Raw genomic sequence first — 23,653 nt, 5'->3', positions numbered from 1 at the left:
CGGGGGCCGGGCGGGACTTCCCGCCCGGCCCTTGCCGTGTTCTGTTTCCCCGCGCCCCCGCCCCCGCGTTCCGGGTCCTCACGCCGGCACCCGCGGACCGGCGCCCCGCCCGTCCGGCCGCCCGGGGGCGTGCCGATCACGCGTTCGCGGTGCGGGGGGCGTTCACGCTCACATCACGCCAACTCCGTTCCCGCGGAGGTACCGTGTCGACGCGTCGCCCGGGAGCGTGGAAGGATCCCGTCCGTGAGTGATGCGGCGGATGGCGGCAACGATGTCTGCCCGGAGCGCACCGGGGACCTGAACGCTGCGGTTGCCGGTGTGCGGCGGGGGGACGAGGCTGCCTTCCGCACCGTCTACCGCTGCCTCAACCCCGAACTGCTCCGCTACGCGGCGGTCATCGTCGGCCAGGACGCGGAGGACGTCGTGGCCGAGACGTGGTTACAGATAGCCCGGGACGTGCTGCGCTTCGAGGGGGACGGCGCCTCGTTCCGCCGTTTCGCCCTGGCGGTGACGCGGAACCGGGCCCGCGACGTCCTGCGTCGCAGAAGGAGGCGGGTGCAGGAGATCACCGTACCGACCGACGAACTGCCCGAACCGCGCGCGTCCGGCTCCCCCGGCGGGGGGAGCGCCCCGGACACGGCGGAGGTGGCCGGGGCGACACTGTCCACGCGTGAGATCGTCTCCCTCATCGCCACCCTGCCGGTCCCCCAGGCGGAGGCGGTACTGCTGCGAGTGGTCCTGGACCTGGACACGCGGAGCACCGCCGAGATCCTCGGCAAGCGGCCGGGGGCGGTGGCGATGGCGCTGTCACGCGGTCTGAAGAAACTGGCCCGGCTGGTGGAACGGCCCGAGGCAACGGCGGTACGGAGGTGAACGACCCGATGCGGGACGGGGAGGAAAGGGCCCGTGTGACCGAGGCCGCGCTGCGCCGTCTGATCGCGGAGGGCGCCCGGCCGGGCTCCGGTCCCCGGGGTTCCGGCGACCAGCCGTCCGACAGGGGGCTCCGCGCCCTCGCGGCCGTCCTCAGCGCCGCGGTTCCGCCGCCGGCCTCCGGCGAGCTCAAGGGCGAGGAGGAGGCCCTGGCCGCCTTCCGCGCCGCACGCGACGAGCGGGCCGCCGCCCCGGCGGCCGGCCTGCGGGGCCGTCTCGCCCGGCTGGCGAGGCGTCTGGGCCGGACGCGTACGGGCGCGCTCGGCGTCGTCGTGGCCGCCGTGCTCGGCAGCGGGGTGGCGGTGGCCTCGGGCGGGGTCTCGTTCCTGCCCGGAGGCGGCCCGGACAGGGCGCCCGGCACCTCCCCGGCGACGAGCTCCCCGACCCCCGCCGTCCCCGCGTCCCCGAAGGCCCCCACGACGGGGGACGCCGGAGCGGCCGAGCCGCGCCCCGACGGCGTACGGTCCTCCGAGGCGTCGCAGCGGCTCGTCGCGCTCTGCCGGGCCCGGACGCGGAAGCCGGACGGCGCTCCGGAGAAGGCACTGGTCGCCGCGGCGGGCGGGGGCGACCGGATCGGCGCGTACTGTGCGGCGCTCCTGGAGGGCCCGGCGGCGCGGCCGGACCCCGGCGACGGCGGGAACCAGGGCGGCGGCCGGAACGGCAGTCAGAGCGGTGGTCAGAACGGCGGCCAGAACGGCGGTCAGGGGACCGGCCGGAACGGCGGCCAGGACGACGGGACGCGGGGGAACCCGAGGCAGGACGGCGGCCAGGGCGGCGCCGGCACCGGGAACCCCGGCATCCCCGACAACCCCGGGGGCCCGGGCAACCCCGGCAACCCCGGCAGCGGCAACCAGGGCGGCGGCACCGGGAACCCGGGAAACGGCAGCGGCCGGGGCAACGCCGCCCCGGGAGGCGCCGACCGCGGGGACAGGGGCCGGGGCCAGGGCAGCGGGAACGCGGACCAGAACGGCGGCGGCCAGGGCGGCGGTCAGAGCAGCGGTCGGCAGGACAGCGGGAAGGACGGCCGGAAGGACGGTCAGAAGAGCAGTCAGAAGAACACAGCCCCGGGCGGCAGCGGCAGCGGTCCCCGGGCCGACGCGGCGCCGGGCCGGGGCGTCCCGGCGGACGCGTCCGGCGCCTCCGCGGACCGTCCCGCGGCCGTCCGCGGCTGAGCCGCCGCGCCCCCGCCGGCCCGCCCCACCCGTCGCGGGAGGACGCGGCCGGCCTCCTCTTCCCCGGCCCCCTCCCAGCCCCTTCCCCGACCCCCCTCCCCGGCCGGTGCGCCCGATCCCGCCGGGGGACGTCGGCCGCCGGCGGGGCACACCGTAGGGTCGGGGCATGGATCTCCGACTGCCCAGGCCCCGCGGGCGGCTGCTCGCGGCGGCGGCCGCCGTCGCCGTCCTCGCCGGAGGCGGTGTGTGGGCGGCCCTCCCGGACGACGCGCCGCCCGTGCGCCATTCGGAACGGACGCTCACGCTGCCCGAGTCCGCCGGGGGCGGCGAGGACGGCGGGGACGGCAACAAGGGCGGCGGGGACACCGTCCGGATCGACACCTCCTACTTCACCTCCGGCGACCCGTCCGTGCGCCGCCCCGCGGTGCTGCTGGGCCACGGGTTCGGCGGCAGCAAGGCGGACCTGCGCGGCCAGGCCGAGGAGCTGGCCCGCTCCGGCTACGCCGTGCTGACCTGGTCGGCCCGCGGCTTCGGCGCCTCCACCGGCCGGATCGGGCTGAACGACCCCGACCGCGAGGTAGCCGACGTCAGCGGTCTGATCGACTGGCTGGCGAAGCGGCCCGAGGTACGGCTCGACGGCGAGGGCGACCCTCGGGTGGGCGTGGCGGGGGCCTCCTACGGCGGCGCGGTCTCGCTGCTGGCCGCCGGGCACGACGAGCGGGTCGACGCCATCGCCCCGCGCATCACCTACTGGGACCTGTCCGAGGCACTCTTCCCCGGCGGCGTCTTCAAGGAGCTGTGGGCGGGGATCTTCTTCACCACCGGCTCGGCCGGCCCCGCCGCCGCGGCCCCCGGCGCCGACGCCGCCCCGGCGGCGGGCGCGGCGCCCGGCAGGCCCGGCAGGCCCGGCTGCGGACGGTTCGCCGCGGAGCTGTGCGCGATGTACGAGCGGGTCGCCGTCGCCGGGAAGCCGGACGACGCCGCCCGCGAACTGCTGCGCGAGCGCAGCCCGGTGGCGGTCGCCGACCGGATCGACGTGCCCGCCCTGATCGTCCAGGGGCAGTCCGACTCGCTCTTCCCGCTCGATCACGCCGACGCCATGGCGAGGGCGATCCGCGCGAACGGCGCGCCCGTGGCGGTGGACTGGATCGCGGGCGGCCACGACGGCGGGCCCTCCGAGGACGAGCGGGTGGACGCCCGTACGCGCGCCTGGTTCGACCGCCACCTCAAGGGCGAGGCGAACGAGGGGGGCGGAGGAGACGGCGAGGGCGGCGAGAGCACCGGCACCGGGCCGGCCTTCCGCGTCACCCGTACCGGCGGCATGGACACCACCGACGGCGAGACGCGGCTGCGCGCCGCCACCGCCGACGGCTACCCCGGGCTGGCCTCCGGCACCCGGGAGATCGCCCTGCGCGGGCGCGAGCAGGCCTTCGCCAACCCGGCGGGCGGCAGCCCGCCCGCCATCTCCGCCGTCCCCGGCCTGGGGGCGCTCGGCGGGCTGCCGGACGTCGGCGCGGCGCTGTCGGTGGACTACCCCGGCCAGCACGCCCGCTTCGAGTCGGCGCCGCTGGAGGAGGCCGTACGCGTCACCGGCGCGCCCACGGTGCGGGTGGACGTGGCCTCCTCCGCCTCCGGGGGAGACGCGGTGCTGTTCGCCAAGCTCTACGACGTGGGCCCCGACGGACGCCGGACCCTGCCCTCCCGGCTCGTGGCGCCGGTGCGCGTCACCGGCGCCGGGGACGGCCGGAGCGTGGAGGTGCGGCTGCCCGCGGTCGACCACCGCTTCGAGGCCGGCCACCGCATGCGGCTGGTGCTCGCCGCCACCGACCTGGCCCACGCCTCGCCGGTCGAGCCGGCCGTCTACACCGTCTCCCTGGCGGGGGCCGGACTGAGCGTGCCGACCGCGCCCGGTCTGGACACCGTGGCGACCGGCACCCCCTGGTGGGTGTGGGGGATGCCGCTGATCGGCGCGGGGGCGGCGGCCGCGCTGCTGCTGACCGGACGCCGCCGCGGAGCCGCACCCGTCCCGTCCGCCGGTCCGGGGACGGACCCCGGGCGCACGGACGTCCCACTGGAGATCACCGGCCTGTCCAAGCGGTACGCGGGCTCGGCCGACCGCTACGCGGTGCGCGACCTGTCCTTCCGCGTGGAGCGCGGCCAGGTGCTCGGCCTGCTCGGCCCCAACGGCGCGGGCAAGACGACCACCCTGCGCATGCTGATGGGCCTGATCACCCCCGACAGCGGCGAGATCCGGGTCTTCGGCCGCGTGGTCCGCCCGGGCGCGCCCGTGCTGTCGCGGGTCGGCGCGTTCGTCGAGGGCGCGGGCTTCCTGCCGCACCTGTCGGGCCGGGCCAACCTGGAGCTGTACTGGCGGGCCACCGGCCGTCCGGAGGGGGACGCGCACATCGAGGAGGCCCTGGAGATCGCCGGGCTCGGCGACGCCCTGGAGCGCGCGGTGCGCACCTACTCGCAGGGCATGCGGCAGCGGCTGGCGATCGCCCAGGCCATGCTGGGCCTGCCGGACCTGCTGATCCTGGACGAGCCGACCAACGGCCTGGACCCGCCGCAGATCCGCGAGATGCGGGACGTGATGATCCGCTACGCGGCCGCCGGCCGCACCGTGATCGTCTCCAGCCACCTGCTGGCCGAGGTCGAGCAGACCTGTACGCACCTGGTCGTCATGGACCGCGGGCGGCTGGTGCAGGCGGGCCCGGTGGAGGAGATCACCGGCTCCGGCGACACCGTGCTCGTCGGGGTGCGGGGCGCGGTGCCGGACGCGCTGCCGGAGAAGGTGGCGGCCCTGCCCGGCGTGGGCTCGGCCGTCGCCGTCGACGAGGGGCTGCTGGTACGGCTCGACGGCATCACGACCGCGCGGCTGCTGGCCGAGCTCCTGCGGCTGGAGGTGCCGGTGGAGCGCGCCGGGCCGCACCGCCGCCTGGAGGACGCCTTCCTCACCCTGATCGGAGGAGAGCGATGACCGCCACCACTCCCCCGCCCCCGGCGCCCGCCCCGTCGGGCGCCGCGCCCGGCTACCACCCGCGGCGCACCCTGCCGCTGCGCGTGGAGGCGGTGCGCCAGCTCCGGCGCCGCCGGACCCTGGTGACCGGCCTGGTGCTGGCCGCGCTGCCGTTCGTGCTGATCGCGGCCTTCGCGATCGGCGGCGAGCCCGAGCGCGGCGGTCGGCGCATCAACCTGATGGACACCGCCACCGCCTCCGGGCTGAACTTCGCCGCCATGGCGCTGTTCGTCTCCGCGGGCTTCCTGCTGGTGGTGCCGGTGGCGCTGTTCTGCGGCGACACGGTGGCGTCCGAGGCGAGCTGGTCCTCGCTGCGCTACCTGCTGGCCGCGCCGGTGCCGCGCTCGCGGCTGCTGCTGAGCAAGCTCGCGGTCGCGCTGGCGTTCAGCGCGGCGGCGATGGCGCTGCTGCCGCTGGTGGCCCTGGCGGCGGGCTCGGTGGCGTACGGCTGGGGTCCGCTGGAGCTGCCCACCGGCGGCACCCTGCCGGTGGGCGAGGCGGTGGGCCGGCTGGCGCTGGCGGTGGCGTACGTCTTCGCCGGCCAGCTCGTCACGGCCGGGCTGGCGTTCTGGCTGTCGACGGTCACGGACGCGCCGCTGGGCGCGGTCGGCGGCGCGATCGGGCTGACGATCGTCGGCAACATCCTGGACGCGGTCACGGCGCTGGGCGACTGGCGCGAGCTGCTGCCCGCGCACTGGCAGTTCGCCTGGGCGGACGTCTTCCAGCCGGAGCTGGAGACCGGCGGGATGCTGCGGGGCGCGTCGGTGTCGGCGTCGTACGCGCTGGTGCTGTTCGCCCTGGCCTTCCGCCACTTCCGCACCAAGGACATCGTGTCCTGAGCCGTGTCCCGACCCCTGTCCCGGGCCCTGTCCCGAACCCTGTCCCGGGCCGTGTCCCGAACCCTGTCCCGGGCCCTGTCCCGAACCCTGTCCCGGGCCGTGTCCCGAACCCTGTCCCGGGCCGTGTCCCGAACCCTGTCCCGGGCCGTGTCCGGAAGCCGTGCGAGCCCCTCCCCCGCGTCCCCTACGTCACCCGGTCCGCCAGCTTCCGGAAGTCCTCCCACTCCAGGGCGGTCGGGGAGGGGTCCCACAGCTTCTGGGCCACGGCCCGCAGCGGCATGCGGATGCCGCGGGCGACCTCGGCCGCGGTCTGCGCCCCCGACAGGTCGCACCAGACGGCGAACCGCCCGCCCACCACGCGGTCCGGCCCGGTCAGCTCCGCGGGCTCGGGCTCGCTGCCGCGCAGCACGGCCGGGGTCCACTCCTCGTAGATCCGCTCGCCGGTCGGGTAGGTGAACTCGTTGGGCTCGCCGAGGACGTAGTAGAGGTACTCGTCGTTGAGGTTGATCACCTCCCAGCCCTCGCGCAGGTACTCCCCGGGCGGCCGGGCGCCGATCTCCTTGCCCGTCCAGTAGGCCACCTGCCTCGGGCGGCTGGGCTCGACGACCCCGCCGGCGTGCTGCCCGTCGTTCCACACCTGGGGCGTGAAGCCGGCCTTCCGCACGGTCTCGGCGCGGTCGTTGAGCCAGGCCGCCGCCAGGTCCCGCACCCGGGCCCGGGGGCCGTGCTCGCGGCGGGCCGCCTCCGCCAGGTCCGGGTAGGCGGCCTCGGGGTCGGACCGCATCAGCGCCCGGTACTCGTCGCCGCCCAGGTGCCAGTACGGGCCGGGGCCGGGCTGGTCGCGGAAGAGGGGGGCGTACTCGCGCAGCAGGTCGTCCACCAGCCGTGCCGAGCGCGGGTCGGAGATGTCGATGGCGCCGGGCGCCGGGTCGCCGTCGGCGTCGCGCAGCCGGAGTCCGGGGTGGGCGTCGAGGACCGCGCCGAGGTGGCCGGGCGAGTCGATCTCGGGGATGACGGTGATGTGCCGGGAGTTGGCCAGCTCGACGATCCGGCGCAGCTCGGCCTTGGTCAGGTGGGGGTCGGAGACGACCTCCGGGTGGGAGTCGCTCTCGACGCGGAAGGCCTGGTCGTCGGAGAGGTGGAGCTGGAGCTGGTTGAGCTTGAGGTCGCCCATCTCGCGGATGCGGTCCTCGATCCACTCCGCGCTGAAGTGCTTGCGGGCGATGTCGAGCATGAAGCCGCGCTGGGGGCGGTCGGGCCAGTCCCGGATGGTGCCCCGGGGGATCCGGCCGCCGTCGCGGAGGGCCTGGAGGAGGGTGCGGGTGCCGTAGAAGACGCCCGCGTCGGTGCGGCCGGCGACGGTGACCCGGCCGGTGGCGGCGGTCAGCACGTAGCCCTCGCGGCCCCCGTGTCCCTCCTCGTGCCCCTCCTCGTCCCCCTCCTCGGCGGCGCCGGGCTTCCCGGACTCCAGGACCAGCTCGACGTCGCCGGGCCCGGCCGGCCCGGCGGAGTGCTCCACGTCCAGCTCGTCGGCCAGCAGCTCGGCCTCGTCGGCGAGCGGCCCGCCGGGGTCGGCCACGACGCGGGTGCCGGGGCCGGGCTGCCAGCCGATGCCGGGCTCGGGCGTCCACTGGCGCACGGCGGGGACGGTGTCGGGCGCGGCGGGCAGGGCGACGGCGGGCACGCCGGGCGTGCCCCGGGCGCCCTCGGCCGGGTCGCCGCCGCCGTCCGGCGGGTCGCCGGGCAGCACGAGGAGGGTGACGGCCGTCGCGGCGGCGGCCGCACCGGCCACGGCCGCGACGGCGGCGGCCTTCCTGCGGGGGTTGCGTCTACGCCTGCGTCCCATGGAGTGACCGTATTGCGCCTTTCACATCCTCATTCGTCAATCATGCGCCCGGGCCCCTTCTCATCCGGGTGAAAAACCCCTGCGCACCGGGCGCCCTCTGCCCCGTATCGTTACCGTTGCGTCATCTTCCGTCACACGATCACCCCGGTCACCAGCACTTCCGTGTCCCGCGACGTCCCTGACGTCTCCCCGCGCCCGAGGAGCCCATGCGCCTGCCCCCTCAGCGAAGCGAGGCAACGCCGCTCCACCGCCTCAACAACGCCTCTCCCGCCGACCTCCGGGAAGCCCTGCTCTCCTGCTGCGGCAGCCGGCGCTGGGCGGGGAGCATCGCGGCCCACCGCCCCTACCCGGACGTGGACTCGCTGCTCGCCGCCGCCGACGAGGCCAGCTACGACCTCACCGACGAGGATCTGTCCGAGGCGCTGACCAGGGAGTCCTCCGCCGGTCTGGGGTACGGCGGCCCACTGTACGGCGGCCGGCCCATCGTCATCGCCGGGCCCGGCGCGCTCGCCGCGCACACGGCCCTGCGCGCCGCCCACGCCGCCTACGAGAGCCGCTTCGGCTACGCCTTCGTGCTGTGCGTCGACGGGGTGCGCGAGGAGGAGGCGCTCGGTCACGTCCTCGCCGCGATCCGCACCCGGCTGGGCAACGAGGCCGAGCGGGAGCGGGCCGTGGCCGCCGACGAGCTGCGCCGCATCGCGCGCGGCCGGCTGCTGCGGCTGGCCCGGGAGGGGCTCGCGGGGGCGGGCGGGAGGCCCGGTCCGGACGCCCCCGTCCCCGCTCCCGTCCCCAGCACGGCCCCCGGCGCGCCCCCCGGCCAGGCCCCTGATCCGTCCGTGCCTGATTGATCACATCTGACCCCCCGGGGGAACCACACCGACCGGACCTCGTTACCATGGCCATCGGCCGGTGGACCGTACCCGGCCGGGCCAGACCGACACCGAAGCCGGCCGGCCCCGTAACCGCTCCCGGAGGGTTTTCCGTGCCGGCTGGAACGCTGTACCGCGGCCGGGAAGGCATGTGGTCCTGGGTGGCTCACCGAGTCACCGGCGTCCTCATCTTCTTCTTCCTGTTCGTGCACGTCCTGGACACGTCGCTCGTCCGCGTCTCCCCGGAGGCCTACGACGACACCGTGGCGGTCTACAAGACGCCTATCGTCGCGCTGCTGGAGTACGGCCTCGTGGCCGCCATCCTCTTCCACGCGCTCAACGGCCTTCGGGTCGTCGCCGTCGACTTCTGGTCGAAGGGCACCAAGTACCAGCGTCAGATGCTGTGGACCGTGATGGGCATCTGGATCGTGCTGATGATCGGGGCGCTGTACCCGATCCTCGGGCACGCCGTGAGCGAGCTGTTCGGGAGCTGACGACATGGCCTTCGACGTAGACAACCCCGCCCCCCTCATCGAGCCGCCCCGCGCGCGTACGAGCCGGACCCCCAAGGTCACGCGCGGCAACTTCGAGATGCAGGCCTGGCTCTTCATGCGGCTGTCCGGCATCGTGCTGGTCCTGCTCGTGGTGGGCCACCTGCTGATCCAGCTCGTCCTGGACGGCGGTGTCAGCAAGGTCAACTTCGCCTTCGTGGCCGGCCGCTGGGCCTCGCCCTTCTGGATGACCTGGGACCTGCTGATGCTGTGGCTGGCGATGCTGCACGGCGCCAACGGCCTGCGGGTCATCATCAACGACTACGCCGAGCGGGACGGCACGCGCTTCTGGCTGAAGACGCTGCTGTACACCGCCACGGTGTTCACCGTCCTGCTGGGCACGCTGGTGATCTTCACCTTCGACCCGAACATCCGCTAGAGCCGGGGCTGAGGCGTTACATCATGAAGATCCACAAGTACGACACCGTCATCGTCGGCGCGGGCGGCGCCGGTATGCGCGCCGCCATCGAGGCGACGAAGCGCAGCCGCACCGCGGTGCTGACGAAGCTCTACCCCACCCGCTCCCACACCGGCGCCGCCCAGGGCGGCATGGCCGCCGCCCTGGCGAACGTCGAGGAGGACAACTGGGAGTGGCACACCTTCGACACGGTCAAGGGCGGTGACTACCTGGTCGACCAGGACGCCGCCGAGATCCTGGCGAAGGAGGCCATCGACGCCGTCCTCGACCTGGAGAAGATGGGCCTGCCGTTCAACCGGACCCCGGACGGCACCATCGACCAGCGCCGCTTCGGCGGCCACTCCCGCAACCACGGCGAGGCCCCGGTCCGCCGGTCCTGCTACGCCGCGGACCGCACCGGCCACATGATCCTCCAGACGCTGTACCAGAACTGCGTCAAGGAGGGCGTGGAGTTCTACAACGAGTTCTACGTCCTGGACCTGCTGCTGAGCGAGGTCGACGGGGTCAAGCGCACCGCGGGCGTCGTCGCCTACGAGCTGGCCACCGGCGAGATCCACGTCTTCCAGGCGAAGGCCGTCGTCTTCGCCTCGGGCGGCAACGGCAAGTTCTTCAAGGTCACCTCCAACGCGCACACCCTGACCGGCGACGGCCAGGCCGCCGCGTTCCGCCGGGGCCTGCCGCTGGAGGACATGGAGTTCTTCCAGTTCCACCCGACCGGCATCTGGCGCATGGGCATCCTCCTGACCGAGGGCGCCCGCGGCGAGGGCGGCATCCTCCGCAACAAGGACGGCGAGCGCTTCATGGAGAAGTACGCGCCCGTCATGAAGGACCTGGCCTCGCGCGACGTCGTCTCCCGCTCGATCTACACCGAGATCCGCGAGGGCCGCGGCTGCGGTCCCGAGGGCGACCACGTCTTCCTGGACCTCACCCACCTGCCGCCGGAGCAGCTCGACGCCAAGCTGCCGGACATCACCGAGTTCGCGCGGACCTACCTGGGCATCGAGCCGTACACCGACCCGATCCCGATCCAGCCGACCGCGCACTACGCGATGGGCGGCATCCCGACCAACGTCATGGGCGAGGTGCTGGCCGACAACACCACGGTGGTGCCGGGCCTGTACGCGGCCGGCGAGGTCGCCTGCGTGTCCGTGCACGGCGCCAACCGCCTGGGCACCAACTCGCTGCTGGACATCAACGTCTTCGGCCGCCGGGCGGGCATCGCCGCCGCCGAGTACGCCGCGACCGCCGACCACGTCGACCTGCCGGAGGACCCGGCCGCGTTCGTCCAGGGCCAGGTCGAGGCGCTGCGCTCCTCGGAGGGCACCGAGCGGGTCACCGAGATCCGCAAGGCGCTCCAGGAGACCATGGACAAGAACGTCATGGTCTTCCGCACCGAGCAGACGCTCAAGGAGGCCGTCGAGGAGATCGCCTCCCTGCGCAAGCGGTACAAGAACGTGTCCGTCCAGGACAAGGGCAAGCGGTTCAACACCGACCTGCTGGAGGCCATCGAGCTGGGCAACCTGCTCGACCTGGCCGAGGTGACGGCCGTCTCCGCGCTGGCCCGCAAGGAGTCCCGCGGCGGCCACTACCGCGAGGACTACCCGAACCGCGACGACGTCAACTTCATGCGCCACACCATGGCGTACCGCGAGGTTGGCGACGACGGCACCGAGTCGATCCGGCTGGACTACAAGCCGGTCGTGCAGACCCGCTACCAGCCGATGGAGCGTAAGTACTGATGGCCACTCCCGTCATGGACAAGAGCCAGTCCGAGGCAGGTGCCGGCGGCACGGCAGCGGACTCCCCCTACATCACCGCGACCTTCCGCATCCGGCGGTTCAACCCGGAGGTCTCCGCCGAGGCCACCTGGGAGGACTTCCAGATCGAGATCGATCCCAAGGAGCGCGTCCTGGACGCCCTCCACAAGATCAAGTGGGAGGTCGACGGCACGCTGACCTTCCGGCGCTCCTGCGCGCACGGCATCTGCGGCTCGGACGCGATGCGCATCAACGGCCGCAACCGGCTGGCGTGCAAGACGCTGATCAAGGACATCAGCCCGGAGAAGCCGATCACGGTCGAGCCCATCAAGGGGCTCACGGTCCAGAAGGACCTGGTGGTCGACATGGAGCCGTTTTTCCAGGCGTACCGGGACGTGATGCCCTTCCTGATCACCAAGGGCAACGAGCCGACCCGCGAGCGCCTGCAGTCCGCCGAGGACCGCGAGCGCTTCGACGACACCACCAAGTGCATCCTGTGCGCCGCGTGCACGTCCGCGTGCCCGGTGTTCTGGAACGACGGCCAGTACTTCGGCCCGGCGGCGATCGTCAACGCCCACCGGTTCATCTTCGACTCCCGCGACGAGGGCGGTGAGCAGCGTCTGGAGATCCTCAACGACCGCGAGGGCGTCTGGCGCTGCCGGACCGTCTTCAACTGCACGGAGGCCTGCCCGCGCGGCATCGAGATCACCAAGGCCATCCAGGAGGTCAAGCGCGCGCTGATCACGCGTCGCTACTGAGGCCCGTACCGGGCCGCCCCGCCGAGGGGCGGCCCCCGGCGCCGGTGAGGGCCCGCTCCCTTCGGGGGGCGGGCCCTCACCGCATTTCCCGGCCGCCGGGGGCCGCGGGAGGTTCCGGGCGCGGCCCGTCAGCGACGCCGGCGGGCGTTGAGCCGGGCGGCCTGGCGCGTCAGGTGATCGCGCTCGGCGAGGTTGGGCGCCTGGTGGGCCGCCTCGGCGTACAGCCGTGCCGCCGTCGCCAGGTCGCCGTCGCGCTCGTGGAGGTAGGCCGCCACCGCGGCGCGGCGCGGCACGGGGCGTCCCCCGCCCGAGGAGCCCGGGGAGGAGTCGTCCAGCGCCGCGAGCGCCGCCAGGCCGGCGCGCGGTCCGTCGGCCTCGCCGACGGCCACCGCGCGGTTGAGCCGGACGACCGGGCTGTCGGTCAGGCGCACGAGCTCGTCGTACCACTCGACGATCTGCACCCAGTCGGTCTCCTCGGCGGTGGGCGCGTCGGCGTGGAGCGCCGCGATGGCGGCCTGGGCCTGGAACTCGCCCAGCCGGTCGCGGGCCAGGGCCGCCTGCAGGACCCCGACGCCCTCGGCGATCGCCCCGGTGTCCCACCGGCCGCGGTCCTGCTCGGCGAGCGGCACCAGACTGCCGTCGGGCGCGGTCCGGGCGGCGCGCCGGGCGTGGTGGAGCAGCATGAGGGCGAGCAGACCCGCCACCTCGGGGTGGTCGACGGCGGCCGCGAGCTGCCGGGTGAGCCGGATGGCCTCGGCGGCGAGGTCGACGTCGCCGGAGTAGCCCTCGTTGAAGACCAGGTAGAGGACGCGCAGCACGGTGGCGACGTCGCCGGGCCGGTCGAGGCGCACGCCGGAGACGGTGCGCTTGGCCCGGCTGATGCGCTGCGCCATGGTCGCCTCGGGCACCAGGTAGGCCCGGGCGATCTGGCGTGTGGTCAGCCCGCCGACGGCGCGCAGCGTGAGCGCGACCGCGGACGAGGGCGTCAGCGACGGGTGGGCGCACAGGAAGTAGAGCCGGAGCGTGTCGTCCACGGCGGGCGCGGGCCCGGGCGGCGGCTCCTCCTCGACGAGGTCCTCACGCCGGCGGCGGGCGGCGTCCGCCCGGGCCGCGTCGAGGAACCGGCGCCAGGCCACGGTGACCAGCCAGCCCTTCGGGTCCCGCGGCGGATCGGCGGGCCAGACGCGGACCGCCTCGACCAGCGCCTCCTGCACGGCGTCCTCGGCCGCCGCGAAGTCGGCTCCACGGCGGACGAGGACGGCGAGCACGCTCGGCGTGAGGCTCCGGAGCAGGGCCTCGTTCACTCGGGGGTCACTCCGTGACGGTGGGCGGCGCGGCCAGGAACGGGCGCACCTCGAGCCACTCGTGGATCGGCTCCCCGCCCGCCCCGGGGGCGGCCGACAGCTCCCCGGCCAGCTCGACGGCGCGCTCGTGGCTGTCGACGTCGATCACCATCCAGCCGGCGATGAGGTCCTTGGTCTCGGCGAACGGGCCGTCGGTGACCGGCGGGCGGCCCTCGCCGTCGTACCGGACGAAGGTCCCCTCGGGGGCGAGCGCCTGGCCGTCGACGAACTCGCCGGTCTCCTCGAGCCGGGCCGCGAAGTCGTGCATGTACCGCATGTGGGCCGAGATCTCCTCCGGCGTCCACTGGTCCATGGGCACGTCGTTGACCGGAGCCGGGGCACCGCGGTAGTGCTTGAGCAGCAGGTACTTGGCCATCGTGTCTCTCCTCGGCGCTGGTGCGACCCATTGTGGTCGCCTTCACCACGGGGACGGAGCCGGTCATGGGTTCTCGACATCGCCGGGCGGATTTTTTTCCGGCCCGTGTGAACGGGCCGGTCCGAGCCCGGCTCGGCCCGGTCCGGCCACGACGCGGCCACGACGCGGAGCCCCCGGTGCCGGGCGCCGGGACCGCGGTGGGCGGCCCCCGCGATCCCCGGACCACCGGTGAGGCGGCCGGCGCCGGACGCCTGTCAGGCCTGCGCGGAGGCCAGCTCCACCACGGTGATGTCCGACTCCGCGCCCACCCGCACCGGCGGACCCCACGCGCCCGCGCCGCGCGTGACGTAGAGCTGGGTGTCGCCGTAGCTCTCCAGGCCCGCGAGGGTGGGGTTGGCGAGGCTCGCGAGGTAGTTGCCGGGCCACATCTGGCCGCCGTGGGTGTGGCCGGAGAGCTGGAGGTCCACACCGTGGTCCACGGCGTCGTGGATCATGACCGGCTGGTGGGCCATGAGGACCACCGCGCGGGAGGTGTCGCGGTCGCCGAGCGCCCGCCGGAAGTCCGGGCCCTGGCCCTCCTCCTCGCCCGCGATGTCGTTGACCCCGGCCAGATCGAAGTGGCGCAGCTCGTGGCGGGCGTTCTCCAGCGGCCGCACGCCCAGCTCGCGGACGCGGTCGACCCACTCCCCGGCGTCGCCGAAGTACTCGTGGTTGCCGGTGACGAAGTACGAGCCGTCGCGCGAGCGGAGCCCCGCCAGCGGCTCGGCGGCGGTGCCGAGCTCGGCGACGGTGCCGTCCACCAGGTCGCCGACGATGGCGACCATGTCGGCGTCCGCCCGGTTGATGGTGTCCACGATCCGCTGGGTGTGGGCGCGGCCCAGGATCGGGCCGAGGTGGATGTCGCTGACCACGGCGATGCGGTAGCCGTGGGCGGCCCGGGGCAGCTTGGCCAGCGGGACGGTGACGCGCTTGAGCTTCGGGCCGCGCAGCACGCCGTACGTGCCGTACCCGACGGTCCCGGCCGCCGCGACGCCCGCGGCGGCGGCCACGGTGCGGGCCACGAACAGCCGCCGCGTCGGCCCGGCCGCCGGGCGCTCCCCGGCGCCGGAGCCCGCCGCCGCACCGGAGCCGTCGCGGACCGCGACCGCCGTGCGCGCCGCCCCGTCCGGCGTACGGCCGTCCGCTCCCGTCCCCTCCGCGGCGGAGGCGGAGGCGGCAGGGGAGGCGGAGGCGGCGCGCGCCGCGCCGGCGGTGTTCCGGCCGGTGTCCCAGTCGGCGTCCCGGTCAGTGTCCCGGTCGGCGTCCCGGTCAGTGCCCCGGCCGGTGTCCCGCCGCTCCAGGAAGCGCCGCAGCAGCGGCCGTACGGCCTCGCCCACGAGCAGGGCCAGCAGCAGGTAGAGCATCAGGGCGAGCCAGAGGTAGCCCGGCCAGGCGAGGGCCCGCTTCAGGGCGAAGGGCACGTCCGCGCGTCCGGCGGACTGCGCCGCGACGGCGGTCAGCGGCAGCAGGACGGCCAGCGCCGTGCCCACCCGTCTGTACCAGGTGCCGCGCGCCGCCACGTCGCGGACCAGACGCCGCCACAGGTACCAGTGCGCCGCCGCCAGCACGGCGACCACCAGCAGCACGACGCCCACGAAGACCACGACCATGCCCCGCTCCACTCCCCTGCCCGATTGCCCGTCCCCCGCCGAACGTTCCGCCGGCGGTCATGCGTTCCTTCAGCCCGCGCGCGAGGCGCGCAGGGCGCGCAGACCGCGCAGGCCGATGATCCCGATGGCCGTGCCGAGCACCAGCGACACCGCGGCCAGCACCAGGTGGATCCAGAAGTACGCGGTCGGGTCGCCCGCGTCGTCGAACGCCAGGCCACCGCTGTCCTTCCACAGGTTCCTGGTGAAGTTGGTCCACACGAACCAGCTCCACACCCCGAAGACGAGCAGGAACCACGAAACGGGGCGAGAGAGTTTCACACCTACAAGTATGTCTATCGGACCAACGGAATCACCGGCAGGGGCGTCTCCAGGCACCGCGATGGTCCCCTCGGCGGCCCCTCACCGGCGCCGAGCCGATACGTTCGCTCCGTGTCGAAGACCCACCGTGTCATCGCCCGCGCGCGCCGAGTGCGCAGCGCCCGCGGCCTCGCCGCCGCCACGACCGTCCTGCTCCTGCCGTGCCTCCTCGCGGGTGCCCCGGCCGCGGCGCACGCCGTGTCGGAGAAGCCCGGGGAGGCGACCCCGCCCGCGCGGATGTCCGCCGTGGGCGGTGAGCGCCTCGGCCTCCCCGGTGTCCAGATAGAACCGCGGGCCGGGGCCGACGCCCCCGAACTGCCCGACTCGATCACCTCGCGCTCGTGGATCGTCGCCGACGCCGAGACGGGCGAGGTGCTGGCGGCGAAGAACGCGCACTGGCCGCTCGCCCCGGCCAGCACCATCAAGATGCTGTTCGCGGACACCCTGCTGCCGAAGCTGGACAAGGACCTGGTCCACCGGGTCACCCGGGAGGAACTGCTCCGGGTCGGCCCGGGCAGCAGCATGGTCGGCCTCAAGGAGGGCCTCCCCTACACGGTGGACCAGCTGTGGCAGGGCGTCTTCCTCCGCTCGGGCAACGACGCCGTGCACGCGCTGGCCGAGCTGAACGGCGGCGTGGACAAGACCGTCCGGGAGATGAACGAGCACGCCAGACGGCTGGGCGCGGGGGACACCCATGTCGTCAGCCCCGACGGCTACGACGCCGAGGGACACGTCTCCTCCGCCTACGACCTCACCCTGTTCGCCCGCTCCGGGATGCAGAAGCCGGACTTCCGCGCCTACGCGGCGACCGTCCGGGCGCAGTTCCCCGGGGACGTGAAGAAGGGGAAGGACGGGAAGGAGGAGCGCGAGACCTTCGAGATCCAGAACACCAACCGGCTGCTGACCGGCGCCCCGGGCATGGAGCCGTACGAGGGCATCGCCGGCGTCAAGAACGGCTACACCACCAACGCCGGGTCCACCTTCACCGGAGTCGCCCAGCGCGGCGACCGGGTGCTGCTGGTGACCGCCATGCACCCCGAGGGAGGCGGTCTGCGCGTCTACGAGGAGACGGCCGAGCTCCTGGACTGGGGTTTCGAGGCCGCCGGGGAGGTCGAGCCCGTCGGCGAGCTGGTGCCGCCGGAGGGGAGCGGGGAGGGAGGCGGGGAGGGGAACGGCAAGAACACCGACGACAGGCCCGGGAACCAGGCGGGCGGCAGCGGCGTGCAGCCCTCCGGGCCCACCGCGGCCGGGACGCAGCAGCCCTCGGGCGGCGCCGGCACGGCCCTGATGATCGTGGTGGCGCTCCTGGTCGCACTCGGCGCGGGAGCGTACGGGGTGCACCGGCGCTGGCCGCTGCCGGGCGTGTCCGGCCTGTCGCGCCCGGGACGCGGGCCGCAGGGCCCGGCGGTCCTGGGCGGCCCGGGGAACCCGGGCGCCCTGGAGCGGATCGTGGGGAGGGCGGCGGCCCCCGGGACGCCGGGGAGGTCCGAGGCCCCGAAGAAGCCCGGGGGCCCGGGGAGGCCCGGGGCCGGAGCCGGGGAGGCCGCGGCTCCCGGCGAGGGGTCCTGAGGGCCTGCCGGCGGCCCCGGGCGGGAGAGGGGCCCACCGGCCCGGACGGCCGGGGCCGGCCCCCTGACCTGCGCGCCGGAGCGCGTCAGAGCGAGGGGGCCGGAGGCCTGGAGAAGGCCGGCTGGTGCGGCAGCGGCAGCGGCGCGGCGCCGAAGACGAACTCTCTCTGGAGCCGCCACACGCGGTCCTCGCCCTGCTCGTACAGCGCGAAGCCCGTCGCCGTCCAGGCGGCCTCGAAGTCGGCCAGCTCCGCGTACGCCCGGTCCATCGCCTCGTCGGCGATGCCGTGGGCGACCGTGACGTGCGGGTGGTACGGGAACGGGAGCTCGCGGGCGAGCGGACCGCCCTCCTCCCGGACCTGCTCCTGGAGCCGTCCGCAGGCCGTGGACCCCTCGACGACCTGGACGAAGACCACCGGCGACAGCGGGCGGAAGGTGCCCGTGCCCGACAGCCTCATCGGGAAGGCCCGCCCCGCCGCGGCCACCTGGGCGAGGTGCTCCTCGATCTCGGGACGGCGCGCCGGGTCCACCTCGGTCGGCGGCAGGAGGGTCACGTGGGTGGGGATGCCATGGGCAGCGGAGTCGCCGAAGCCCGCGCGCCGCTGCTGGAGCAGGCTGCCGTAGGGCTCCGGGACCGCGATCGATACGCCGAGCGTGACGGTCCCCACGTGGTTCTCCTTCCTCGTACCTGTCCCTCTGGTTCCCCCTGGTCGCCCGGTGCCCTGTCAGTGCTTGGCGGGTACGAAGCCCACCTTGTCGTACGCGGTGGCCAGTGTCTCCGCGGCGACCTCGCGTGCCTTCTCGGCTCCCCTGGCCAGCACCGAGTCCAGCGTCTCGGGGTCGTCCAGATATTCCTGCGTGCGCTCCCGGAAGGGCGCCACCCAGGCCGCGACGACCTCGGCGAGATCGGTCTTGAGGGCACCGTAGCCCTTGCCGGCGTACTGCTGCTCCAGTTCCGGGATTCCGGTTCCGGTCAGGGTGGAGTAGATCACCAGCAGGTTGCTGATGCCGGGCTTCTCCTTCTCGTCGTAGCGGATCTCGGTCCCGGTGTCGGTCACCGCGCTCTTGATCTTCTTGGCGGACGCCTTCGGCTCGTCGAGCAGGCTGACCACGCCCTTGGGGGAGGCCGCCGACTTGCTCATCTTGACCGTCGGCTCCTGCAGGTCGTAGATCTTCGCCGTCTCCTTCAGGATGAAGGCCGAGGGGACGGTGAAGGTGTGGCCGTAGCGGCTGTTGAAGCGCTCGGCGACGTCGCGGGTCAGCTCGATGTGCTGGCGCTGGTCCTCGCCCACGGGGACGCTGTCGGCCTGGTAGAGCAGGATGTCGGCGACCTGGAGGACGGGGTAGGTGAACAGGCCGACCGTCGTGGCCTCGGCGCCCTGCCGCGCGCTCTTGTCCTTGAACTGGGTCATCCGGGAGGCCTCGCCGAAGCCGGTGAGGCAGTTCATCACCCAGGCGAGCTGCGTGTGCTCGGGCACGTGGCTCTGGAGGAACAGGGTGCAGCGCTCCGGATCGAGCCCCGCGGCCAGGAGCTGGGCGGCGGCCAGCCGGGTGGCGGCACGCAGCTCCTTCGGGTCCTGGGGGATGGTGATGGCGTGCAGGTCGACGACGGCGTAGAACGCGTCGTGGGTGTCCTGCAGGTCGACCCACTGGCGGACGGCACCGAGGTAGTTGCCGAGGTGGAAGGAGCCCGCGGTGGGCTGGATGCCGGAGAGTACACGGGGACGGTCAGTGGCCATGGCGTCATTCTCGCAGAGGGCCGCCGCCGGGCTCACGCGTGTTCCGGCCCCGGTCCGGGGGCCGGGCGGGCCGGGGCACGGGTCCCGAGGGCGGGTCGGCGTACCGGAACGCGACGCACCGGAGGGTTTCTTCGCGAAGCGGGCGTACGACGATAGAGATAGGCATCACACGCGGCGACCGCCGCACGATCGCCGGTGCACACGTCCACTCCGCCCACCCGACACGGAGCGTTCCCATGGCCACCTCGGCAGAGTCGTCCGCCACCCCCGCCCCCCATGCCGCCTCCCACACCGCCGCCCACGCAGCCCCCCATGCCGCCGCCCACGCAGCCGCCCCCGCCCCCGGTGCCGCCTCCGCCGGTCTGATCGCCGCCGCCGACGCGCACAGCGCGCACAACTACCACCCGCTGCCGGTCGTCGTCGCCTCGGCCGAGGGCGCGTGGATGACCGACGTCGAGGGCAGGCGCTTCCTCGACATGCTCGCCGGCTACTCGGCGCTCAACTTCGGCCACGGCCACCCCCGGCTGCTGGCCGCCGCCCGGGCGCAGCTGGACCGGCTCACCCTCACCTCGCGCGCCTTCCACCACGACCGCTTCGCCGCCTTCTGCACCGAGCTGGCCGAGCTGTGCGGCATGGAGACGGTGCTGCCGATGAACACCGGCGCGGAGGCGGTGGAGACGGCGGTGAAGACGGCCCGCAAGTGGGGCTACCGGGTCAAGGGCGTCCCCGAGGGGCGGGCGAGGATCATCGTGGCGGAGAACAACTTCCACGGCCGCACCACCACGATCGTCAGCTTCTCCACCGACCCCGAGGCGCGCGCCGACTACGGCCCCTACACCCCGGGCTTCGAGATCGTCCCCTACGGCGACCTGGCCGCGATGGAGGCGGCGCTCGACGAGGCCCCCGAGGACACCGTCGCCGTGCTGCTGGAGCCGATCCAGGGCGAGGCGGGCGTCCTGGTGCCGCCGCCGGGCTACCTGGCGGGCGTGCGCGAGCTGACCCGCGAGCGGAACGTGCTGTTCGTCGCGGACGAGATCCAGTCGGGCCTGGGACGCACCGGCCGGACGTTCGCGTGCGAGCACGAGGGTGTGGTGCCGGACGTCTACGTGCTGGGCAAGGCGCTCGGCGGCGGCATCGTGCCGGTCTCGGCGGTGGTCTCCTCGGCCGAGGTGCTGGGCGTCTTCCGGCCCGGCGAGCACGGCTCGACGTTCGGCGGCAACCCGCTGGCCTGCGCGGTGGCGCTGGAGGTGATCGCGATGCTGCGCACCGGCGAGTTCCAGCAGCGGGCGGCGGAGCTGGGCGACCACCTCCACCACGAGCTGGGCCTGCTGGCGGGCGGCGGCGCGGTCGAGGCGGTGCGCGGGCGCGGGCTGTGGGCGGGCGTGGACGTCACCCCGTCCCTGGGCACGGGCCGGGAGATCTCCGAGCGGCTGATGGAGCGGGGCGTCCTGGTCAAGGACACCCACGGCTCGACGATCCGCATCGCCCCGCCGCTGGTGATCTCCAAGGAGGACCTGGACTGGGGCCTGGACCGGCTCGGCGCGGTGCTGGGCGCCTGAGGCGCCCGGGGCCTGCGCGGCGCCCTCACCGGAGGGCGCCGCGCAGCACCCGGCACAGCGCCTCCACGGCCGCGGCGAAGCCGTGCTCCGGCGGCGTCCCGTAGCCGACGACGAGCGCGTCGCGCACGGGGCCGGGGGCGGGGGCGGGGGCCGCCGGGTGGCGGAAGCGGGCCAGGCCCTCCACGGCCACCCCCGCCCGCGACGCCGCCTCCAGCACCGTCTCCTCGGTGCCCGGCGGCAGCTCCAGCACGGCGTGGAGCCCGGCCGCGATGCCGCTGACGCGCACGGCGGGCACGCGTTCGGCGAGCGCGGCCACGAGCCGGTCGCGGCGGCGCCGGTAGCGCAGCCGCATGGCGCGCACGTGCCGGTCGTACGCGCCCGACTCGACGAAGTCGGCGAGGGTGAGCTGGTCGAGGACGCCGCAGGTCTCAGCCGTCTCGCGGCGGGCGGCCAGGACGGGGCCGAGCAGCGCCTCGGGCAGCACCAGCCAGCCCAGCCGCAGCCCCGGCGCCAGGCTCTTGCTGGCGGTGCCGAGGTAGACCACCCGCTCCGGGTCGAGGTCCTGGAGCGCGCCGACGGGCTGGCGGTCGTAGCGGAACTCGCCGTCGTAGTCGTCCTCCAGGACCAGTCCCCCGGTGGCCCGCGCCCAGTCGACGACCGCCGCGCGCCGGTCGGGGTGGAGGGGGGCGCCGGTCGGGTACTGGTGGGCGGGCGTGAGGAGGGCGGCGTGCGCCCCGGTGCCGTACAGGGCGGCCACGTCGGCGCCGCGGTCGTCCACCGGGAGCGGGACGGTGCGCGCCCCGGCGCGGGCCAGCAGGTCGCGGTGGACCCACAGGCCGTACGACTCCACCGCCACCGTGGTGGCGCCCAGCACCTCCCCCAGCAGCGCCAGCCCGCGGACGACGCCGGCGCAGACCACGATCCGTTCGGGGTCGGTGCGCACGCCCCGCACGCGGGCGAGGTACCCGGCCAGCGCGCGCCGCAGTTCGGGCCGCCCGCGCGGGTCGTCGTAGCCGAGGGCCTCGCTGGGCGCGGCGGTCAGGGCGCGGCGGGCGGAGGTGAGCCAGGCGGCGCGGGGGAAGGCGGAGACGTCCGGCCGCCCGGAGCACAGGTCGTGGAGGATCCGCGGGGGCGTGCGCGCGGGCGGGACCGGATGCGGGGAGTGGCGCGGGGGCGTGGGGCGCGTGCCCGGCGGCGTGTCCGGCGGCACGGCCGGTTCGGCGCGCGGGGCGACGCGGGTGCCGGAGCCCTGGCGGGCGGCGAGCCAGCCCTCGGCGACGAGTTCGGCGTACGCGTCGGCCACGGTGTTGCGGGCGACGCCGAGGTCGGCGGCGAGCGAGCGGGAGGAGGGCAGCCGGGTGCCGGGGGCGAGGCGGCCGGTGCGCACGGCGTCGCGCAGGGCGCGCATCAGCGACGCGCGCAGCCCGCCCGGGCCGCCGAGGTCCAGATGGAGGTCGCCGCCGGTCCCGATGGCCCGGCCGCCCGAACCGCCGTCTGGAGTGGCCCGGGATTCCCGCATGGAAGTGGACCATACCCCCGGGCCGTCGCGGCCCTAGTGTCGTCACCATGACGACAGTCCACGAACACGGTCCGCGCATGAACCTCTGGGAGCTCGCTCCCGAGGTGTACCGGGGGATGTCCGCCTTCCAGGCCGCCGCGTCCCAGGGACTCGACCCGGTCATCGGCGAGTTGGTGAAGATCCGGGCCTCCCAGATCAACAAGTGCGCGTTCTGCATCGACATGCACCTCACCGATGCCCGGAAGATGGGCGAGTCCCAGCTCCGCCTGGACCTGATCGCCGCCTGGGAGGAGGCCCCCGGCCTGTTCACCGAGCGGGAGCGGGCGGCGCTCGCCCTCACCGAGGCGATCACGCTGCTGACCGGAGGCTCCCCGCAGGGACCGTTCGTGCCGGACGAGGTGTACGAGCGCGCGGCCAAGCACTTCGACGAGACCGAGCTCGCCCGTCTGATCGCCCAGATCGTCGCCATCAACGCCTGGAACCGCTTCCAGGTGGCCACCCGCGCGGTCCCCGAGTCCCTGAAGGGGGACGGGCCGCGGTGAGCGCCCGCGACCCGGGCGCGGTGGACGCCTTCCGGGCCCTCCACCACGGCGGCGGGCCGCTGGTCCTCCCCACCGTGTGGGACGCGGTGAGCGCCCGCGCCTTCGCCGGCGCGGGCTTCCCCGCGCTCGCCACCTCCAGCAGCGCGGTGGCCGCCACGCTGGGGTACGCGGACGGCGAGGGCGCCCCGCCGGACGAGATGTTCGCGGCCGTCGCCCGGATCGTCCGCGCGGTGGAGGTACCGGTCACCGCCGACGTCGAGCGGGGTTACGGCCTCGCGCCGCGGGAGATCGCCGAGCGGCTGCTGGAGGCCGGGGCGGTCGGCTGCAACCTGGAGGACTCCGACCCGGCCACGCGGAAGCTGCTCGATCCGGGCCGCCAGGCGGAGTGGCTGGCCGAGGTGTGCGCGGCGGCGGACGGGGGACTGCTGGTCAACGCCCGCGTCGACGCGTACGTGCGCGGCGCGGACGACCCGCTGGCGGCGGCGGTGGAGCGGGGGCGGCTGTACGCGGCGGCGGGCGCGGGCTGCGTCTACCCGATCCTCGCGCCGCCGGACCACCTGCCGGTGCTGGCGGCGGAGACCGGCGCCCCGGTCAACGCCCTGTGCGTCCTCGGCCAGTCCCCGCCGCCCGCCGAACTGGGCGCCCTGGGCGCGGCCCGCGTCACCTTCGGCGGCTCGCTCCACGACCGTGCGGCCGCCGCCGTCGCGCGGACGGCGGCCGAGCTGTACGGTGGCCGGGGACGTCTTTGAGCCAACCTGCCGCCGGTCCCGCCGCAATCGCGGTGAGAGGTTGCGCGCGGCCCGGCGGTTGGTGACGATCTCTCAGGAGGCGCCGAGGGACCGGCC

At 74.9% G+C, this 23,653-nt stretch carries 21 protein-coding genes; 13 read left to right on the top strand and 8 right to left on the bottom strand.

The window, feature by feature from the left end; genetic code table 11:
* Positions 1–243: 243 nt before the first annotated feature.
* The 4 genes from QC029_RS19190 (at position 244) to QC029_RS19175 (ending at position 5,957) form a co-directional block, all read left to right on the top strand.
* Positions 244–873, top strand: coding sequence for an RNA polymerase sigma factor (locus tag QC029_RS19190; RefSeq protein ID WP_279556939.1), 630 nt, complete (start codon positions 244–246; stop codon positions 871–873).
* Positions 874–908: 35 nt separating this feature from the next.
* Complete coding sequence (locus QC029_RS19185) at positions 909–2,102, top strand: hypothetical protein (protein WP_279556938.1); 1,194 nt, start codon at positions 909–911, stop codon at positions 2,100–2,102.
* A gap of 166 nt (positions 2,103–2,268) precedes the next feature.
* Positions 2,269–5,079, top strand: a complete 2,811-nt coding sequence (locus QC029_RS19180; protein ID WP_279556937.1) for an alpha/beta fold hydrolase — start codon at positions 2,269–2,271, stop codon at positions 5,077–5,079.
* Positions 5,076–5,957, top strand: coding sequence for an ABC transporter permease (locus QC029_RS19175; RefSeq protein ID WP_279556936.1), 882 nt, complete (start codon positions 5,076–5,078; stop codon positions 5,955–5,957). The genes QC029_RS19180 and QC029_RS19175 overlap by 4 nt, the downstream gene beginning before the upstream one ends.
* Before the next feature lie 184 nt (positions 5,958–6,141).
* Here QC029_RS19175 and QC029_RS19170 read toward each other — a convergent pair whose 3' ends face one another.
* Positions 6,142–7,803, bottom strand: a complete 1,662-nt coding sequence (locus QC029_RS19170; RefSeq protein WP_279556935.1) for a glycoside hydrolase family 20 protein — start codon at positions 7,801–7,803, stop codon at positions 6,142–6,144.
* Positions 7,804–8,009: 206 nt separating this feature from the next.
* On the opposite strand from QC029_RS19170, the gene QC029_RS19165 reads away from it, so the two are divergent.
* From QC029_RS19165 to QC029_RS19145, 5 genes are all read left to right on the top strand, one after another.
* A complete protein-coding gene (locus tag QC029_RS19165; RefSeq protein ID WP_279556934.1) occupies positions 8,010–8,651 on the top strand; it encodes a 2-oxo-4-hydroxy-4-carboxy-5-ureidoimidazoline decarboxylase in 642 nt (213 codons plus the stop codon).
* Positions 8,652–8,785: 134 nt separating this feature from the next.
* A complete protein-coding gene (gene sdhC, locus QC029_RS19160) occupies positions 8,786–9,166 on the top strand; it encodes a succinate dehydrogenase, cytochrome b556 subunit (protein ID WP_279556933.1) in 381 nt (126 codons plus the stop codon).
* A 4-nt stretch (positions 9,167–9,170) separates the two neighbouring features.
* Positions 9,171–9,602, top strand: coding sequence for a succinate dehydrogenase hydrophobic membrane anchor subunit (locus QC029_RS19155; protein ID WP_279556932.1), 432 nt, complete (start codon positions 9,171–9,173; stop codon positions 9,600–9,602).
* A gap of 23 nt (positions 9,603–9,625) precedes the next feature.
* Positions 9,626–11,380 carry a succinate dehydrogenase flavoprotein subunit gene (gene sdhA, locus QC029_RS19150; RefSeq protein ID WP_279556931.1) on the top strand — a complete coding sequence of 585 codons (1,755 nt, stop codon included), beginning with the start codon at positions 9,626–9,628 and terminating at the stop codon, positions 11,378–11,380.
* Positions 11,380–12,156 carry a succinate dehydrogenase iron-sulfur subunit gene (locus QC029_RS19145; protein ID WP_279556930.1) on the top strand — a complete coding sequence of 259 codons (777 nt, stop codon included), beginning with the start codon at positions 11,380–11,382 and terminating at the stop codon, positions 12,154–12,156. Before sdhA ends, QC029_RS19145 begins: the two co-directional genes overlap by 1 nt.
* A 128-nt stretch (positions 12,157–12,284) precedes the next feature.
* Here the strand turns inward: QC029_RS19145 and QC029_RS19140 are convergent, their stop codons facing one another.
* From QC029_RS19140 to QC029_RS19125, 4 genes are all read right to left on the bottom strand, one after another.
* Positions 12,285–13,460 carry a DUF6596 domain-containing protein gene (locus tag QC029_RS19140; protein ID WP_279556929.1) on the bottom strand — a complete coding sequence of 392 codons (1,176 nt, stop codon included), beginning with the start codon at positions 13,458–13,460 and terminating at the stop codon, positions 12,285–12,287.
* A 7-nt stretch (positions 13,461–13,467) separates the two neighbouring features.
* The gene (locus QC029_RS19135) at positions 13,468–13,875 is read right to left on the bottom strand and encodes a YciI family protein (RefSeq protein ID WP_279556928.1); all 408 of its coding nucleotides are present in this window, start codon (positions 13,873–13,875) and stop codon (positions 13,468–13,470) included.
* Between the two features lie 254 nt (positions 13,876–14,129).
* Positions 14,130–15,524 carry a metallophosphoesterase gene (locus QC029_RS19130; protein ID WP_279556927.1) on the bottom strand — a complete coding sequence of 465 codons (1,395 nt, stop codon included), beginning with the start codon at positions 15,522–15,524 and terminating at the stop codon, positions 14,130–14,132.
* Positions 15,525–15,593: 69 nt separating this feature from the next.
* Positions 15,594–15,842 (bottom strand): SCO4848 family membrane protein, encoded by a 249-nt coding sequence (locus QC029_RS19125; protein ID WP_279556926.1) that lies wholly within the window; start codon positions 15,840–15,842, stop codon positions 15,594–15,596.
* A gap of 111 nt (positions 15,843–15,953) precedes the next feature.
* Between QC029_RS19125 and QC029_RS19120 the strand changes: the two genes are divergently transcribed.
* Positions 15,954–17,450, top strand: coding sequence for a D-alanyl-D-alanine carboxypeptidase family protein (locus tag QC029_RS19120; RefSeq protein WP_279556925.1), 1,497 nt, complete (start codon positions 15,954–15,956; stop codon positions 17,448–17,450).
* Between the two features lie 85 nt (positions 17,451–17,535).
* Here QC029_RS19120 and QC029_RS19115 read toward each other — a convergent pair whose 3' ends face one another.
* A complete protein-coding gene (locus QC029_RS19115) occupies positions 17,536–18,117 on the bottom strand; it encodes a 2'-5' RNA ligase family protein (RefSeq protein ID WP_279556924.1) in 582 nt (193 codons plus the stop codon).
* Between the two features lie 57 nt (positions 18,118–18,174).
* Positions 18,175–19,188, bottom strand: coding sequence for a tryptophan--tRNA ligase (gene trpS, locus QC029_RS19110; protein ID WP_279556923.1), 1,014 nt, complete (start codon positions 19,186–19,188; stop codon positions 18,175–18,177).
* 236 nt (positions 19,189–19,424) lie between these two features.
* On the opposite strand from trpS, the gene rocD reads away from it, so the two are divergent.
* Positions 19,425–20,747, top strand: coding sequence for an ornithine--oxo-acid transaminase (gene rocD / locus QC029_RS19105; RefSeq protein WP_279556922.1), 1,323 nt, complete (start codon positions 19,425–19,427; stop codon positions 20,745–20,747).
* Between the two features lie 25 nt (positions 20,748–20,772).
* Here the strand turns inward: rocD and QC029_RS19100 are convergent, their stop codons facing one another.
* Positions 20,773–22,266 (bottom strand): PLP-dependent aminotransferase family protein, encoded by a 1,494-nt coding sequence (locus QC029_RS19100; RefSeq protein WP_279556921.1) that lies wholly within the window; start codon positions 22,264–22,266, stop codon positions 20,773–20,775.
* Positions 22,267–22,313: 47 nt separating this feature from the next.
* Between QC029_RS19100 and QC029_RS19095 the strand changes: the two genes are divergently transcribed.
* Positions 22,314–22,808 carry a carboxymuconolactone decarboxylase family protein gene (locus QC029_RS19095; RefSeq protein ID WP_336621601.1) on the top strand — a complete coding sequence of 165 codons (495 nt, stop codon included), beginning with the start codon at positions 22,314–22,316 and terminating at the stop codon, positions 22,806–22,808.
* Positions 22,805–23,557 (top strand): isocitrate lyase/phosphoenolpyruvate mutase family protein, encoded by a 753-nt coding sequence (locus QC029_RS19090; RefSeq protein ID WP_279556919.1) that lies wholly within the window; start codon positions 22,805–22,807, stop codon positions 23,555–23,557. Before QC029_RS19095 ends, QC029_RS19090 begins: the two co-directional genes overlap by 4 nt.
* Positions 23,558–23,653: the final 96 nt, after the last annotated feature.

Origin of the sequence: Streptomyces sp. DH37, assembly GCF_029813835.1 — a bacterium.
Lineage (GTDB): Bacteria > Actinomycetota > Actinomycetes > Streptomycetales > Streptomycetaceae > Streptomyces.
The sequence above is the reverse complement of the archived record's forward strand: the minus strand, read 5'-3'. Positions and strand labels throughout refer to the sequence as shown.